Origin of the sequence: Actinoplanes campanulatus (genome assembly GCF_014647795.1) — a bacterium.
Classification (GTDB): domain Bacteria; phylum Actinomycetota; class Actinomycetes; order Mycobacteriales; family Micromonosporaceae; genus Actinoplanes; species Actinoplanes campanulatus.
On the sequence record NZ_BMPW01000004.1, the window covers coordinates 226,709 to 243,436 of the forward strand.

At 71.8% G+C, this 16,728-nt stretch carries 10 protein-coding genes; 5 read left to right on the top strand and 5 right to left on the bottom strand.

Going from position 1 to position 16,728, the window contains the following annotated elements:
* Window positions 1–3 precede the first annotated feature (3 nt).
* On the bottom strand, window positions 4–687 hold the full coding sequence (locus IEZ13_RS09835; protein WP_183220481.1) for an alpha/beta fold hydrolase: 684 nt from the start codon (window positions 685–687) through the stop codon (window positions 4–6).
* A gap of 42 nt (window positions 688–729) precedes the next feature.
* On the opposite strand from IEZ13_RS09835, the gene IEZ13_RS09840 reads away from it, so the two are divergent.
* Window positions 730–1,422: an SDR family NAD(P)-dependent oxidoreductase gene (locus IEZ13_RS09840; RefSeq protein WP_183220483.1), complete on the top strand. Its 693-nt coding sequence runs from the start codon at window positions 730–732 to the stop codon at window positions 1,420–1,422.
* A 94-nt stretch (window positions 1,423–1,516) separates the two neighbouring features.
* On the top strand, window positions 1,517–2,683 hold the full coding sequence (locus IEZ13_RS09845) for an SUKH-3 domain-containing protein (RefSeq protein WP_183220485.1): 1,167 nt from the start codon (window positions 1,517–1,519) through the stop codon (window positions 2,681–2,683).
* 472 nt (window positions 2,684–3,155) lie between these two features.
* On the opposite strand, the gene IEZ13_RS09850 is transcribed toward IEZ13_RS09845, so the two are convergent.
* Both IEZ13_RS09850 and IEZ13_RS09855 read right to left on the bottom strand, forming a co-directional pair.
* Window positions 3,156–4,538 (bottom strand): MFS transporter, encoded by a 1,383-nt coding sequence (locus tag IEZ13_RS09850; protein ID WP_372441860.1) that lies wholly within the window; start codon window positions 4,536–4,538, stop codon window positions 3,156–3,158.
* Window positions 4,539–4,916: 378 nt separating this feature from the next.
* Window positions 4,917–5,969 carry an alpha/beta hydrolase gene (locus IEZ13_RS09855; RefSeq protein WP_183220487.1) on the bottom strand — a complete coding sequence of 351 codons (1,053 nt, stop codon included), beginning with the start codon at window positions 5,967–5,969 and terminating at the stop codon, window positions 4,917–4,919.
* Between the two features lie 146 nt (window positions 5,970–6,115).
* Between IEZ13_RS09855 and IEZ13_RS09860 the strand changes: the two genes are divergently transcribed.
* Both IEZ13_RS09860 and IEZ13_RS09865 read left to right on the top strand, forming a co-directional pair.
* The gene (locus IEZ13_RS09860) at window positions 6,116–7,315 is read left to right on the top strand and encodes a sensor histidine kinase (protein WP_229794583.1); all 1,200 of its coding nucleotides are present in this window, start codon (window positions 6,116–6,118) and stop codon (window positions 7,313–7,315) included.
* A 6-nt stretch (window positions 7,316–7,321) separates the two neighbouring features.
* Complete coding sequence (locus IEZ13_RS09865; RefSeq protein ID WP_183220490.1) at window positions 7,322–7,966, top strand: response regulator transcription factor; 645 nt, start codon at window positions 7,322–7,324, stop codon at window positions 7,964–7,966.
* A gap of 38 nt (window positions 7,967–8,004) precedes the next feature.
* Here the strand turns inward: IEZ13_RS09865 and IEZ13_RS09870 are convergent, their stop codons facing one another.
* Both IEZ13_RS09870 and IEZ13_RS09875 read right to left on the bottom strand, forming a co-directional pair.
* Entirely contained in the window at window positions 8,005–13,425 is a 5,421-nt protein-coding gene (locus IEZ13_RS09870; protein ID WP_183220491.1) for an ATP-binding protein, read from the bottom strand.
* Window positions 13,426–14,014: 589 nt separating this feature from the next.
* The gene (locus IEZ13_RS09875) at window positions 14,015–15,031 is read right to left on the bottom strand and encodes a hypothetical protein (RefSeq protein ID WP_183220492.1); all 1,017 of its coding nucleotides are present in this window, start codon (window positions 15,029–15,031) and stop codon (window positions 14,015–14,017) included.
* A gap of 72 nt (window positions 15,032–15,103) precedes the next feature.
* Between IEZ13_RS09875 and IEZ13_RS09880 the strand changes: the two genes are divergently transcribed.
* Window positions 15,104–16,018, top strand: coding sequence for a LysR family transcriptional regulator (locus IEZ13_RS09880; protein WP_183220493.1), 915 nt, complete (start codon window positions 15,104–15,106; stop codon window positions 16,016–16,018).
* The last annotated feature ends 710 nt before the right edge of the window (window positions 16,019–16,728 follow it).

Below are 16,728 nucleotides of genomic sequence, written 5' to 3' on the forward strand. Positions count from 1 at the left end.
CATTCAGTATGGATCGATGCGGCTATTTCTCCGGGTGGCCGCGGCGTAGGTATCGAGGATTTCCGCTAGATGGGCGGGCCGGCTCAACGCCGGAGTGTGGCCGCCGTCGATCTCGTCGGGGGTGATGCCGAGGCGTTCGGTGGCGACCCGGCGCAGGTAGGCGGGCGGGAACAGGCGGTCGTCACGGCAGAGCAGGACCCGGGTCGGCACGTCCGGCCAGGCGCGCAGCGGGGACGGCTCGGACATCCGGGTCTCGGACTGGCGGGACGAGCGGCGGACCGCCTCGGCGGCCAGATCCGGCGGGACGTCCTGATAGAACAGGGCGATCTCGTCGTCGTACCGGTCCCAGGCCTCGTCGGCGTAGCCGGTGGCGGTCCAGTAGTCGGCGGCGGACTCGCCCGGCAGCGGGATCATGGCGGCAACCAGGATCAGCATCCGCACCGGCAGGCGCTCGCCGACCAGCGGGACGACCAGGCCGCCCATCGACTGGCCGACCACGACCAGATCGGTACGGTCGCCGACCGCGGCCGTGACGGCGTCGGCGTACTCGGACAGGCCGGCGGTGTCGTCGTCGCACGGCAGATCGGGCGCCACCGTGTCGTGGCCCCGTTTCCGGAGTTCGGCTTCGACGAGATGCCAGTACCAGCCGACGTCACCGGCGCCGTGGATCAGTACGAATGTGGCCATCGATACAGGTTATGACCCGGCCCGCATGATTGAGTGATCATCATGGAATTCGACGACATGCGGGTAGTGATCACCGGAGCCGGCCGTGACACCGGGCTGCTCCTCGCCGAGACGTTCGCGGCACGCGGTGCCCGGGTGTTCCTCTCCGCCCGCGACGAGGGTGCGGCCTCGCGGGCCGCCGACGTGATCAACCAGCGTGGAGCCGGGCCGGCCGAGGCCTTCCGGTGCGATCTCGCCGACCCGGGCTCGGTGCGGGAGTTCGCGGATGCCGTGGCCGGGCGGACCGAGCGGATCGACGTGCTGGTCAACAACGCGGCGACGTACCGGGACGGGGAGATCTCCGATGTGGAGGTCGAACAGATCATCGCCGGTGCCGCCACCGGGACCGTGCTGTTGACGCAGCACCTGTTGCCGCTGCTGCGCCGGTCGGAGCGGCCGGACATCGTTAACATGATCTCCGGCTGTGGGGAGCCGGGGAATCATCGCTCCGACGCGCATCCCGCCTTCTACGCGGCGAAACACGCGCAGGCCGGGTTCGCCGGGATCCTGTCGCACCGGCTGCGGCCCGAGGGCGTCCGGGTGATCTCGCTGTTCCCGCCGGACTTCGTGCAGGAGGGGCCACGCACGGCGGGAAGTGCTCTCACCGCCCGGTCGGTGGTCGACTGTGTGATGTTCGCGGTCGGCCAGCCCCGGGACTGCTTCATCCGCGAGTTCCGCTTCGAGCAGGTGCGGTGACCGTAGGCGTCGGCGATCGACGGTCATCCGTAGAGCGGCGGCCGTTGGTGTATCGACGACCCTGAGTTTGCGTGGAGATAGCAGAGTGGGCGGCATGGCGATCACCAGGACGGATGCGGAAGACCTGGCGCGGAAGTGGGTCGAGGACGTCTGCCCGGGCGCCGAAGCGGTGCTGTACGAATTCGCTTGCGGCTGGGTGATCTCCGCCCGGACCCACAGCGGGCACGGGCCACCCAGCATGATCCTCGACCGGGACACCGGCGAGCTGGTGATCGGCGGCACGCTACCGCCCGCCAACCTCGCCGCGTGGTACATGCGTGACTTCCAGCCCGCGCCGGGCCCGGCCGGGCCGCGACGGTACCCGGCGACGATGAGCCGGCTCACCATCGCGGGCCGCGGCCGGGTCGCGCTCAGCCTGCGCTCCGACACCGACCAGCCGCTGCATCCCGCGGTGGCGACGTTCTTCGGCACGATGCCCGCCCACTATCGCGAGCGTGGCGCCGAGCGGAGTTCGGAAGCCGTGGTGTTCTCCGAACTGTTCCACGCCGAGGAGAACGGCCGACGTGCCGCCGGGCTGCCCCTGATGGCCCTGCCCGAGCTGCGGGAACTCGTACAGGGCGCGCGACTGGAGACCTACCGGATCCGCGAGGAAGGCGATCCGCTCAGCGGGAGCCGCCTGCGGTCCGGGCTGCCGGTCCTGCTGTTCCTCGACTACCTCGGGCTGGACCCCGACGCCGCCGCGCAAGGCCAGGAGGGCCTTCTGCCACGGTTCGTCCCAGGGCCGGGCCCGGCCGCCGGTGCCGGGCCGGCGTCGTCGTGGGGGTTCAGCGACGAGGTGGCCGAGGTGCTGCGGGGCGCGGGCTGGTCGGCGGAGCGCCGGATCGAAAACCATTCGGGGTACGGCGTGAGCCACCGGATCTTCGCGGCGGCGGCGCGGGCGCTGGCCGAGTTCGCCGGCCTGTACATCACGCAGGACGGGGCCGGGGTGGCGCTGCGGCGGCGGATGTTCGCCGTCGACCCGTCCATGGCGGCCGAGACCGTCGAGACGCTGGAGGCGTTCGGGCAGGTGCTCGGGGTGCCGTTGTTCCCGCTCGGCGTGGAGGGCGACGGCGAGGCCGTCCTCGCCATCGACGAGCGGGGCCGGGTGTTCTCCCTGGATCATGGCGGGGAGTGGTATCTCGGCGCGGACATGGGTGCCGCGCTCACCACGCTGATCACCGGCACGCTGCCGCCCCGCGTCCACGACGACGGCACCTGGTGACGGTCGCGTCCACATACGCTCGGACCTCGACCACGGAAGATCTCTGGCGACCGCCTTCATGTCATCGCCGGGACGTTGCCATCTCGGCTCTCGGCTCTCGGGCGACGGCGACTGGCGTGTGCCGGCGCCCTCGTAGCCCGGGCTGGTGGGCGCCCACGGTCGTCCTCTCCGGGCGGGTGGGCGCCCACGGTCGGCCTTGCGGCGGGTGGGGCGCACGGTCGGGCGGTCGAAGCCGGGGTGGCCGCCCACGGAAGGCGCCGTGTGTGCGGCCACCCCGGCTCTATGCCCCGTAGGCGACCACGACGCCGCCACCGTGTGCGCCCACCCACTCTCGCGGTACCGCGACCTCCCGCTCCGGGCGACCGGCGTTACGGCTGAAAGCGGGCAACCCGGGCGCCTGGCAGGCAAGGGCGCGACCACCCGCTCAGGGTGACCGAAGGCAGGGCGGCGGGACGCCGGCCGGCGGCGTGGATCATCGGCCGCGGAGGCGGATCGTGAGGATCAGGAGCGCGGCCGCCTGGCTTGCCGCGACAGCGATCACCAGGCCGGTGAGTGACTGCTGGTAGAGCAGGCCGGCCGCGGCGCCTCCGGCCAGTGCGGCAGCGCCCTGCACGGCGGCGAACATGCCGTAGGCGGTGGCACGGCGTTCGCGTGGCACCAGGTCGGCGACGACCGCCTTCACCGCGGAGTCCTGAACGCCGACGGCGGCGCCCCACAGCAGGATTCCGGCGACGACCGGAAGCAACCCGGTGCGGAACGAGAGGGCCGCGGCCGTGGCTACCAGGAACGGCAGGATCGTCAGCGTCCGGCCGCCGGCCCGGTCGTAGATCAGGCCGGTGGCCAGGGCGGCCAGGGCGCCGGCGCCCATCGCCGCGGCGTACAGGACCGGAACCAGCGGCGCGGCCACGATCTGTGCCTCGACCAGGTGGAAGCCGATCAGGCCGTAGGTGACCAGACCCGCGGTGCAGAGCGCGGTGGCCGTGGCGAACCACCAGAAGCGCCGGGGGAGGGCGGCCGCCATCGCGGCCATGCTCTCCCGGGGCGCCGCCGCTGCGGCATCCGCCACCGCGCCGTCTCGGGCCGTGGTGTGGTGTGGTGCGTTACCCGCGTCGTCGTCTCGGGCCGCGCCGCGGTGTTCTTCGCTGCCCGCGTTGTCGTCTCGGGCCGTGCTGCGGTTTGCTGAGCTACGCGTGTTGTCGACTCGGGCTGTCGTTTGGTGTGCTGCTTCACCCGCGTTGTCGGTGCCGGTGCGGGCCCGTAGGACGAACAGCAGGATCATGGTGATCGCGCCCGGCACCGCGAGGACGGCGAGGGCCGGCCAGAGCTGGCCGGCGGCCGCCACCACGATCGCGGCGACCAGCAGCGGGCCGGCGAATGCTCCCACCTGGTCGAGCGCCTTGTGCACGCCCAGCCCGCGGCCCATGCCCACCCGACCGGCCGCGTCGGCGAGCAGCGCCGATTTGGCGGGGCTGCGGATCGCCTTGCCCAGCCGCTCGGCCAGGATCAGGGCGGCCGCCACGAACAGACCGGCCGCCCCGAGCGCCGGGGTGACCGCCAGCAGCGGCACGCAGACGGCGGTCAGGGTGTATCCGGCCACGGTCAACGTCCAGTAGCGACGGCTGCGGTCGGCCAGCGGCCCGGACACCAGCCGCAACAGCAGGGCGGCGGCCTCCCCGGCGCCGGCGATCAATCCGACCGCCACGGCCGACGCGCCGAGCGACGCCAGCAGCGGGCCGTAGATCGACCGCGCACCCTCGTAGACCATGTCGGCTGTCAGGCTGACCAGCCCGAACGCGACCACCGTACGCCACGGCGACCACGCCCGTGCCTGCCGAGTACCGACCGTCACCGAGATCCGTCCTCCGTGTTCGACTCGTCCCCGGTAGGCGACCCTACCGATGCTGATCCGCCCACCCCCGGCCGCCTCGGATGCTCCGGGACAGCGCCCACGACCAGCCGGACAGGATCGACCACCGGTGGGGATGGGGCGGCCCCGAAGCGCCGGGCGTTCGTCCGCATCCGATGGCGGCAAGCGTGCCTTCGGCCGCCGGGCCATCGTCCGATGGCGTGCGATCGGCGCGGAGCGCAGGGGAGCCGGCCTCGGATGGCGTGCGAGCGGCGTGGGAGGTGGGGGAGCCGGCCTCGGATGGTGTGCGAGCGGCGCGGGACGGTGGGGAGCCGAAGGAGGAGCGGGCGCGGCCCCAGCGGGCCAGGAGTTCGAACGCGTCCAGGATCATCGGGGGTCGCTGTCCGGGAGAGTGGTGGCCAGGTCGGCGAGTGCCTGTAGGGCGGTGGTGTGGGGTTCGAAGTAGCCGTCGTGCCCGTCCACGTCGTCGCAGGGCAGGGCAAGCGCGCCGAACTCGGGGTCGGAGGGCAGGAGGCCGTGGCCGAGGCCGAGGATCCGTACGCCCGGGACGCGGCGGATCCAGTCGCCGGGGGAGGCGCAGGCCCACACCCGGGCGCCGGTGTGCAGGCCGGATCGGTCGGGGACGCCCATGCCGGGGCTGCCCAGCGCGACGATGTCGGTCACCTGTGCGGGTAGCCCGGGTGCGGCGAGACCGGCCACGGTGGAGCCGTAACTGTGCCCGACCACGACGATCGACCGGTCGGCGTGGCCGAGCGCCAGGCCGTCGGCGAACCGCTGGAGGGCCAGTGCCCCGGCGGCCGCGCGATCCTCCCGTACGGCGTCCCGGCCGACGCCCTCGGGCGGGTCGTATCCCAGCCAGGCCACCACGGCGACCCGCGCGCCCGGATTGTCGGCCCGGATCCGGTCGTGGAGCTGGCGGGCCTGCCACGCGGGCGCCCGGCGCCGGACGCCACCGAGGCCGGTGTCGAACCTGGCCAGATCGGTGTCCACACCGGGCACCAGGATCACCACGCGGTCGGCGGTGTCCAGATCGCCCAGCACCTCGAGGATGCGCCCGTCGGCCCGGTCGTCGAACCCGAGGATCTGCCGGGCCGCCGTCTCCGGATGTGCCAGCCGGTTCGCCAGGTAGCGCAACTCCGTCGGCACGCCGTCGAGGTTGCCGGTGACCTGCGGGAAGCGGCGGGCGAGCGTCGTGGCGTCGGCCGGTGCGAGGCCGGCGAAGAAGGCAGCCACCCGGGCCGGGGTGGCGGTGACGGGGTCGGGTGGGGCGAGCGGGTCGGCGAGCCAGCCGGCGGCCCCCACCGGGGTCGGCGGCGGTGTCGCGCGGGCCGGGCCGAGCACGGAGCCGCCGAGGAGGGCCAGCCCGGAGAGGGCGGCCGCGAGTACGGTTCTACGAGGGGTGACCAGTCGGCGAGGCATGCCGTTCAGCCTGGTCAGAGCCGGGGTCCGGCACAGTCGGGCGAGCCCGCTCCCGATGGTGCGGAAAACCGGCCGGTCGGGCGGCAGGTAACCCCATGGCGCGGGGTTGCGCCGAGCGGGAATGCTGGCTGGCGATGAGAAGGATAGTGACCGCCATCGTCGAGCCGCAGTCGTGGCGCGAGGTGGCCTACCTGTTGCTGGTGCTGCCGATCGACCTGGTCAGCGCCGTACTGCTGATGTACGCGACCGTGTTCGGCGTCATTCTCTCGATCACTCCGCTGGGGCCGTGGCTGCTGGCCGGGGTGCTGCGGGCCGCGGCGGGCCTGGGCGCCAGGCGGCGCGGGCTGGCCGCGCTCCTGATCGGCGAGCAGGTGCCGGCGCCGGTCCGGTCACCGGCCGACCCGGGTGCGTTCGGTTGGCGGCGGGCCGTGCTCAGCGATCCGGCGGGCTGGCGGGCCCTGGCCTACCCGCTGGCCAAGGTGGTGGTGGCGCCACTGTCCTTGCTGGCCGGTGCCGGCTTCTACGCGTACGGATTCTCGACGTTGACCTTCTATCCGTTTCAGGAGCACGACTTCCAGGGGTGGGTGCCCGTCACCTGGGTCTTCGGGCTGGTCATCATCCTGCTCGCTCCCTGGATGGTGCGGCTGGTCCTGGTCGGTGAGCGGATGCTGATCCGTGGGCTGCTCGGGCCGAGCCGGTCGAGTCAGCGGATGAGCGACCTGAGGGAGTCCCGGGACCGTGCGGTGAAGGACGCCGACGTCACCCTGCGGAGGATCGAGCGGGACCTGCACGACGGGGCGCAGGCCCGGCTGATCGGGGTGGGGATGCACCTGGCGATGGTCCGGGAGCTGATCGCGGCCGACGCGTCGCCGGAGAGCGTCGTCGAAGCGGTCGACACCGCGCAGGACACGCTGGCCACGGCGGTTTCCGAGCTGCGGGATCTGGTCCGCGGGATCCATCCGCCGGTGCTGGACAACGGCTTGGACGCGGCGCTGGCGACCGTGGCGGCCGGCAGTCCGGTGCCGGTGACGGTCGAGGTCGGCCTGCCCCGGCGGCCACCGCCGGCGGTGGAGAGCATCGCCTACTTCACGGTGTGTGAGCTGCTCACCAACGCGGGACGGCACAGTGGGGCGGCCGCCGCTACGATTCGGGTCGATCTTCGGGGGGATGTTCTGCGGCTGCGGGTCCACGACGACGGGCGCGGTGGCGCCTTCCTGCGGGCCGGTGGTGGGCTCGCCGGGCTGTCCGAGCGGATCCGGGTCGTCGACGGGCGGCTGTCGCTGGACAGCCCGGCCGGCGGGCCGACCACCGTCACCGTCGAGATCCCCTGCCCAGAGAGGCCGTGACGAGACATGCGCATCGTGATCGCCGAGGACTCCGCGATCCTTCGGGAGGGCCTCGCTCAACTGCTGACCGTTCGGGGGCATGAGGTGCTCGCCGCGGTGGAGGACGTTCCGGCGCTGTTCGAGGCGGTCGCCGCGGAGCCACCCGACGTGGCGATCGTGGACATCCGGATGCCGCCGAGCCACACCGACGAGGGCCTGCGCGCCGCGGTCCGGCTCCGCCGGGACTGGCCCGGCACCGGGGTGCTGATCTTCTCGCAGTACGTGGAGACGGCGTTCGTGGCCGAGCTGCTGGCGAGCGGCTCCGACGGGGTCGGCTACCTGCTGAAGGAGCGGGTCGCCAAGCTCGACGACTTCGTGGACGCCCTGCACCGGGTGGCGGCCGGCGGCACCGCGCTCGACCCGGACGTGGTCACCCAGCTGTTCGGCCGTACCCGGCACCGGGACCTGCTCGCCGAACTCACCCCACGCGAGCGCGAGGTGCTGGCGCTGATGGCGCAGGGCCGCACCAACACGGCGATCGCCGCCGCGATCCGCGTCACCGAGCGGGCGGTGGAGAAGCACGTCACGAACATCTTCGGCAAGTTCGACCTGCCGCCGTCCGACACCGACCACCGCCGGGTGCTGGCCGTCATCCGCTACCTGCAGAACTGACTCCGGCGTGGCGGACCGCCACGCCGGAGTCGCCAGGATCAGCCCTTGAGGCCGTGTTCGATGGCCTCGATGATGCGCGGGCGCAGCTCGGCGGTGCTCACGATGGCGTCGACCGAACCGACCTCGACCGCCCGCTGGATGCTGTGGACACGGTCGAACTCGGCGGCCACCTCACCCAGCTTCTCGGCCCGCACCGACTGCTGGACCTCGGCCAGGCGGGTGTTGAGCGCGGAACGCTCGGCGCCGCCCGCCACCGCGACCTGGGCCTGCAGGGAGCTGACCCGCGGGTCGTTGGCGGTGCGGTTGTTGACCTCGCCGGAGAAAACCACCGCGGCGGCCGGGGCGCCACCGAGCACCGAGGCGAACGAGCCCTCCAGGGCGAGCACCGTCATGTTCGGGTTCAGGGCCTTCGAGAAGACCACGAACGCGCCGCCGTGGTAGCGGGAGATGACCGTGAAGACGATCGGGCCCTCGAAGTTGACGATGGCCCGGCCGATCTCGGCGCCGTACTCCAGCTGAAGGTTGCGCATCGACTCGGGGGAGCCGTCGAAACCGGACAGGTTCGCGAGGACGACCAGGGGGCGGTTGCCGGAGGCGGCGTTGATCGCCCGGGCGGTCTTCTTCGACGAACGCGGGAACAGGGTGCCCGCGGTGTACGTGTCCGGGCCGTCGGTGGGCGGGAACCCACGCCGGGCCACCGACTTCGACTCGATGCCGATCAGGCAGACCGGGCGGCCGCCGATGTGCGCGTCCTGCACCACCGACGTGTCCGCGTCGGCCATGCCCGCCCACCGCTCCAGCACCGGGTGATCCTGGTCGGACACGGCGCGCATGACCGTACGAATGTCGAAGGCCTTTTTGCGGTCCGGGTTGTGGGCCGCCGAGAAGATCTGCCCGACCGTCGCGAAGTCGCTGCCGGCGACCGTGTGCGGGAAGCCGGAGACGTCCCGGCTGCTCGGGTCGGACGTGGTCGCCGGCCGCGGACCGGCCTCGCCGGGCGCGACGTACGTGTGGTCGTAGTGGGCCATCAGCACGTCACGGGCGGCCGGCAGGCTGGGCGCCCAGTACTGCGCCTGGCCGTTGGGACCCATCACCCGGTCGTAGCCGCCGATGCCGAAGTTGTCCTCGGCCGACACGCCGCCGGAGAAGTCCAGCGACTGCTTGCCGGTGAGCACCATGGCCGAGTCCGGCGTCATCACCAGGATGCCCTTGGTGTGCATGAGCATCGTGGCCTCGGCGTTCCAGTACGGCTGGGCGCCCACGTTGATGCCCGCCACCACGATGTTGATCTCGCCGCCGGCCTGGGTGAACGTGACGATCCGCTTGAGCGCGGCCGCCACCCAGTCCATGTTCTCGGTGCCGGAGGTCATCGAGATCCGGGCGCCGGCGGACAGGGCGAACCACTCCAGCGGCACCCGCATCGTCTCGGCGAGGTCGAGGGCCGCGATGACCCGGGCACACTCCGGCTCGGACAGCGCGCCGAGCGACTTGGTCGGGTCGCCGAGCAGCACCACGCGGGTGACGCCCTCGGGGTAGCGCTCGGTCGGCGTGGTCACCACACCGGCGACGAGCGCGGCCGAGTTCCTCCCCTTCGGCCGGTCGACCGGCTCCAGCACGCCGGACGAGGAGAGGTCGTACTCGGTGAAGCTGCCCAGCAGACCGGTCAGCTCGTACGGGTACACCGCCCCGCGCCGCGCCGCCCGCAGCACCTTCTGCCGGTAGTCGTCGAGCGGCTGCACCGGCTCGGTCGACGGCTCGCCCACGTGCAGCTGCGCCCCGTTGCCCGGTTCCAGGGTGATCCGCACCGACACCTCGGTGAGCTCCCCGCTGGAGCGCCGCTGCCGGGCGATGAACTGCACCTCCTCCAGGCCCGCGCCGCTGGCGGTCGGCAGGATCCGCTGGACCAGCGCGTTCAGTTCGTCGAGCGAGAGTTCGGTGACCGGCCAGACGTACATCATGATCCGGTTGGTGTCGAACCGCTTGTTCTGCGGACGCTGCGCCTGGATGTTGCGGATCGCGTCCAGGGTGAGCGTGACGCCCTGCTCCAGCGCGGGCAGCGCGACCAGGCGGCCGTCGGTCTCGCGCAGTGCGGTGAGGTCGCGCACCTGGTACATGGCGATCAGCCGCTCGTCGGCCGGGTTGCTCTTGGCGACCGCCTTGAACAGGTACATCTCCTCGTCGGTGGAGGGGAGCCTGGTCAAATCGAACTCGCGGAGCCGTTCCAGTTGGAGGCGCAGCGCGATCTGCGGGTGCAGACCCCGGATAAGCCGATCCTCCACGAAATTGCCCGAGTTATCGCGACGGAAGGTGAAGTGGTGGTGCATGACCGCGCCGCTCGTGCCGGCCACAGTGGTGGTGACCCGCCGGACCCCGGCGACCGGGAGCGAAGCGAACAGCGAACCGAGGTGGTGCGCCATCTCCTCGGCGGAAGGCTGCGAATCCCAGGCGACGTAAATGTCGGCCACATCAGCGTCAATAGGCCCGAGCGCGGCGATCGAATCCGACAAGTCGGAGATGTCGATGGCGGTGGCGGCCACCCGAGTCACCCGGTCAGCGGTGTGTGCTGTCGTGACGAAACGGATGTTCCCCACCGAACGCGTCTCGAAAGACGTCAGCCCACGATTGTCGTAGTAACGACGAGTCAACACCTCGAGCAGCGGAACATGGTCCCGCCCGGGCCGCCCGATCCGCTGCCCCAACAGCCGGACCAGCGGCTCCGAACAGGCCACCATGCTCTGGATCCGGGCCGCCCGGTCCGCGGCGTCCGGGTGGTGGTCCAGGTGCCGCAGGTCGGCGCGGACCGAGGCGTAGACCTCGGCCCGGGTACGCCGGAGCAGCGGCTGCGCGTACCACCGGAACACGATGCCCCGGGCCAGGTCGGACACCGACGGGAACCGCACCTGCGTCGCCTCGATCAGGTGCTCCAGCGCGATGCCGGACCGCTCGAACAGCGGCTCCTGCGGCGGGTTACCGGCGATCCACTGGCGCAGGATCTGCGTCACGATCCCGACGCTCGCCGCGGACCGCTGCAGGGCCAGGAAGATCCGGAAGACCGCGTCCTCCAGAGCCGGCGTACGCTCCAGCCCGTCCACCCCGTAGTGGGCCAGCACCCGGGTGAGCCGGTCCTGGAAATCCTGGGTGACCCCGGCCCGCTCGGCGTCGAGACTCTGCAGGTACGTGTGGAAGTACTCCCGGGGGCTGTGCACCGCGTCGCCCGGCTCGGGGTTCCAGCCCTCGCCCGGCTTGTTGCGGCTGAGTTCCAGCAGATCGGCGGCGATGGTGAGCAGCTCGATCTCACCGGCGAGCGGCCGGTGGTTCTCGACACGGGCCGCGAGGTACTCCTTCACGGCATCCGGCGAGACGTCGTAGCCGAGCAGCAGCGCCCGCAGGTCCGCCAGCCCGCGGTCCACCGAGTATCCGGACGCGGCCGGCAGTTCGATCTCGACGGCGGCGCCCGCGTCGGCGGCCTCCTCGGCGGCGGAGTCGTCCAGCGGCTCCAGGCGCATCAGCGGCGCGCCGGTCTCCACCTGGCTGCCCACGGCCACCGGGCACTCGCGGACCCGGGCCTTGAACGGAGCCCGCAGCACGTTCTCCATCTTCATGCTCTCCAGCACGAGGATCGGCGCGCCCGCCTCCACCTCGTCACCGACCGCCAGCGGCGTGGCCACCACCAGGGCGGGGGCGGGGGAGCGGACCACACCACCCTCGTCCCGGCTGACCCGGTGCGTGACGCCGTCCACCTCGATCGTGTGGATCGGCCCGTGCGTGGCCGTGACCAGCCGGAACCGGTGACCGTTGACCAGCATCTGGCCGCTGTGCGCGTCGAAGCGGTCGCTGACCACGTCGGCGTACACGAAATCGCCGCCCGCCGAGATGCCCACCCGGAACCGCTTGGCGCCCAGCCGGGACACCTGCACCCGGTAGCCGACACCGCGCAGCTTCAGGTCGAGCGGACGGCCGGTGTCGTGCTGCACCTGCGGACGGCCGCCGTGGGCCGTGGTGAGCAGCCGCCGCCGGGAGACGTCCTCCTCGTCCTGGTACGCCTCGATGCCGGCCGCGGCCAGCGCGATCGCCGAGTGCCGGTGGCTGACCAGCCGGCCCTGCGCGCGGACCCGGTCGATCCAGCCGGTGTCGGCGGAGCCGTCGATCACCTCGGGCTGGTCGAGCAGGTCCAGCACGAAGCTCTTGTTGGTGGATCCGCCCTCGATGATGACCGTGGTCTCGGCCATCGCCCGGCGCAGGCGGCCGAGCGCCTCGTCACGGTTTCGCCCGTACGCAATGATCTTGGCAATCATCGAGTCGAACGCCGCCGGAATGGTGTCGCCCTCGCTGACCCCGGTGTCCACCCGGATGCCCGGGCCGGCCGGCAGCTCGAGGCGGGCGATGCGGCCCGGCGACGGCGCGAAGTCGCGGTCCGGGTCCTCGGCGTTGAGCCGCGCCTCGACGGCGTGCCCCTGCTCGGGCGGCTGCGCGCCGGTCAGCTTGCCGCCGGAGGCCACGTGCAGCTGGAGTTTCACCAGGTCGGTGCCGGTGGTGATCTCGGTGATCGGGTGCTCGACCTGGAGGCGGGTGTTCACCTCGAGGAAGGCGAACAGCTTCTCACCCGGGTGGAACAGGAACTCGACCGTGCCCGCGCCCTTGTAACCGACGGCCAGCGCCAGCCGCACCGCGGACGCCTTCAGCTCGGCGGCCTGCTCCGGCGCCATCACGACCGAGGACGACTCCTCGATGATCTTCTGGTTGCGCCGCTGGACCGAGCAGTCGCGCACCCCCAGCGCCCACGCGGTGCCCTGCCCGTCCGCGATGACCTGCACCTCGACGTGCCGGGCGCCGGTGACGAGGCGCTCCAGGAAGACGACGCCGGAGCCGAACGCCCGCAGCGCCTCCTGACTGGTCCGCTCGTAGGCGTCGGTCAGATCCGCGCCCGAGTCGACCCGGCGGATACCGCGGCCACCGCCGCCGGCGGTCGCCTTCAACATGAGCGGATAGCCGATCTCGTCACCGGCGCGCAGCGCGTCCTCCAGGGTCGCGACCTCGCCGCGACTCCACGGAGCGACCGGAACGCCGACCTCCTCGGCGATCAGCTTTGAGCCGATCTTGTCACCGAGCTTGCGCATCGCCTCCGCGCTCGGCCCGACGAACGTCACCCCGATCCGGTCACACAGCTCCGCGAACAACGGATCCTCCGCGACGAAACCCCAGCCCACCCAGGCCGCGTCCGCGCCGGTCGCCCTCAGTGCCTCTTCGAGGAGGCCATGATTGAGGTACGGGCGGGCAGCCGCCGGACCGAGCGAGTAGGTGACGTCGGCCGCTCGCACGAACGTCGCGGTGCGGTCCTCATCGGTGTAGAGGGCGACCGTCTCGATCCGGGTCCCGGTCTCCGCGGACAGATCCCGTACGGCGTGGATGAGGCGCATCGCGCTCTCTCCACGGTTGATGATCGCGACACGCCTGAACACTTGCCGAGCCTCCCTGCAGCCCCGTCAGAATCCTTCGCCTCAACCTTCTCGGCTACTGTCCGTTCGAGCCATACGCCGGATCATGCATGTCGGGCACCGTAGTTTGTAGGAATCCCACAAACAGCGTTGTGCCTGATGGCCAGACCGGGGTGCAATCGTTCGATCGTCCAGACCCGGATCCGATGCACGGCCCATACCGGGAGCAGCGGAAACACTATCCCGCACCGGCGGGTGTCCGCGGCCCCTGTCGATACCCCTCAACCTGGCGGGCCCCTCACCCTGGGTGCCTTCACCGAAAAGCCCAAAACCCACTTTTCGTACGCTCCGGGCACCCCACAACCGCACGTCCCCCGCCCCGTGACCCGCCACGCGACCCTTCCGGCGGCTCCGGGCCCCCAGCGCGCCCGCCGACTGAATCGCAGCGCAAGCGCTGACGCGCAACCTCCCCCGGATGCCCCCGGCACCCGAATCACCCACTCCGGGCCTTGAAGCCGCTCGCCCTGTGCGGGTGGTCACGCTCTTGCTTCCCAGGCACCCGGGTTGCCCACTTCCGGCCGTGACGCCGCTCGCCGGGTGCGGGTGCTCGCATTTACCCGAGGGTGGGCGCGCACAGCGGTGGTGTTGTGGTCGCCTGCGTGACAAGGTCGCCTTCGCCCGGCCCTGGGGTTTCCCCATGCCGGACGGGACGGTGCCGGTGGGCGTCTGGTACGGCAGCGACGACCAGGCCGTGCCCGGCGAGCACGCCCGGTGGCTGCTCGACAACATCCCCGGAGCGCGGGAAAGCCGGTACACCGGCGGGCACGTGCCCGGCCTCGAGACCTTCCGGCAGATCTACGACTGGCTGCGCGCCCAGGCCGGGTGAGCGGGTGGTGGGAACGCGTTTCCAGGTGCAGGCGGCTGCGAGCAGGCAGGACAGCAGTCCGATGCCGACGGCGGCGATGCCCGCGAACGGGACCGCGACCGCCACCGTGACGCAGAACGCGAGATAGCACGGCAGGCTGCGGATCAGCCCGGTCAGGGTGTGCACGCCGGCCGCCGCGCCGTCGCGGGTGACCGCGACGACGGTCAGGATCGTGCACATCGTGGGGAACGCGGCGACCGTTCCGGCCGGGTCCGGCCCGGCCAGGCGGCTGGTCAGCACCGCCGCCGCGACGATGAGAGTGGCTCCGGCACAGGTGAGGGCGACGATGCGTCGGCTGCGAGGTGACGCGGGGCGCAGCGGCGCCGCTGGCATCACGCGCGGGGCAAGGCACAGCACGGCGACCGCAACGGCCACTGCGAGTGCCGCGGGCACCCCTGCGATCAGCAGCGACGCCGCGATGTAGGCGGCCAGGCCGGCGGCGAAACCGACGGCCAGGCCGCGGCGGCGCAGCACGTGGGCGAAGACCACGCCGAGCGCGACCTGAGCCGGTACGTGGGCGGCCGCGCTGAGCGCCATCGCGGCCGCCGCGCCGGGACCGATGTCGACGGAGACCGCGATCACGGCAACCGCGAAGGCGGCCGGCAGCGCGCCGACCCAACCTGCCGCAGACGGGCCGAGACGCTTTTCGATCAGGGTGGCGACGGCCATGACGGCGGGTGCGAGAAGGAGCGGGATCAATACCACGGGTCCAGCGTCACGCAGGTTATCGTTCGTTTCCAGTTCCGGTTCACGAACACGATTCGTAGGAGAATCCGAATGATGGAGCTGCGCCGACTTCGCCTGCTGGACGCGCTGGCCCGGCTCGGCACGGTGGCCGCGGTGGCCGACGCGCTGTCGTACAGCCCGTCGAGCGTCTCCGTCCAACTGGCCCAGTTGGAGGTCGAGGCCGGGGTCAAGCTGCTGCGCCGGGTCGGGCGTACCGTCGAACTGACCCCGGCCGGAAGGCGCCTCGCCGACCACGCCGCGGAGGCGCTCGCGTCCGACGAGGCGATTCGTGCCGAACTCGCCGGAATCGGCGACGGGCCACGCGGACGGCTGCGCATGACGATCGTGCAGACCCCGGCGCTCGCCCTGCTGCCGGCGACCCTGGACCGGCTCGCCGTCACCGCCCCCGATCTCCAGGTCGAGGTGTACCAGCGGGAGACCGCGCCCGCCCTCGACGAGCTACGCGCCCGCACCATCGATCTCGTCGTCGGCATCGAGTACGATCCCGTCCCCGTGAGCCGCCACCACGACATCGACCGCCAGGACCTGATGCGCGAGGATGTCCTCCTGGCCGTCCGGCAGTCGACCCCCGTCTCGCTGACCGATTATGAACAGCAATCGTGGGCCACCGGCCACCGCGGCACCGGCCTCGACGCCGTCCTGCGCAACGTCTGCAACCGCCTGGCCGGGTTCGAGCCCAGGATCCGGCACCGCAGCGACGACGGTCTCGTCCTCGGCGCCCTCGTCGCCTCCGGCCGTGCCGTCGCCCTGCTACCCGCCCTCCTGACCACGGCGTTACCGCAGATCACCGCCCATCGCATCGTCGAGGAACGCCTCCAGCGCACGATCTTCACCGCCACCCGCGCCGCCGCCGCGCACGCTCCCGAAATCGCGGTCACCCGCGCGGCGCTGCGCATGGCCGCGGCGACCATCGCCACCCGGCACGGCGATCTGGTCACCGTCTGAAAACCCTTTCCGGTACGCGCGACGCCCGTTTTCAACCGCAACCCACCCCGTCCCGCCCTGCCCCGCGAGCACCTGCCACTCCAGACCGTGCCGCGCCCGCCGGGCTCAGATCGGTGGCCGGGCATGCCCGGCTTCGCTCCGCCACCGGCATCTGCCGCCGGTCACGGGACTCACCCACCCAGCCCTGCGGTCACCCTGGGCGGGTGGTCGCGCTCTTGCTCCCAGGCGCGGGGGTTGCCCGCTTTCGGTCGTTGCGCCGGTCACCCTGGGTGGGTGGTCGCGGTTCCACCAGGGTGGGTTGGTGCACACGCTGGCGGTGTCGTGGTCGTCCCAGTGGCCTGTAGCCGCGGGGCCGCACACGTGGCGTCTTTCGTGTGCGCCCGCCACGGCTTCGGCCGCTCGAACGTGGGCGCCCGCCCGCTGTGGAACTCATTGTGTGCGCTCACCTCGGAAAGCCCGACCGGCCGCGACTCCGCGTGAGCAAGGAATCCCGCTCACCGGCTCATGGGGAAGTTGAAGTAGCCAGGAGGGCGTGTTTCTCGGGTGTGGATGGCCGCCATGCCAAGTCGCGCATTCGGATGGATGCGGCGTTACCGCGACTCGTTGACGATCTTGGGTGATGATGGCCTTCGGGCGGATCTTGATTCCTGGTCGCTATCCGGCGCTCAATCATCAGCCATGATCCATTCGCCCTGGAGGATTCTGGGCGG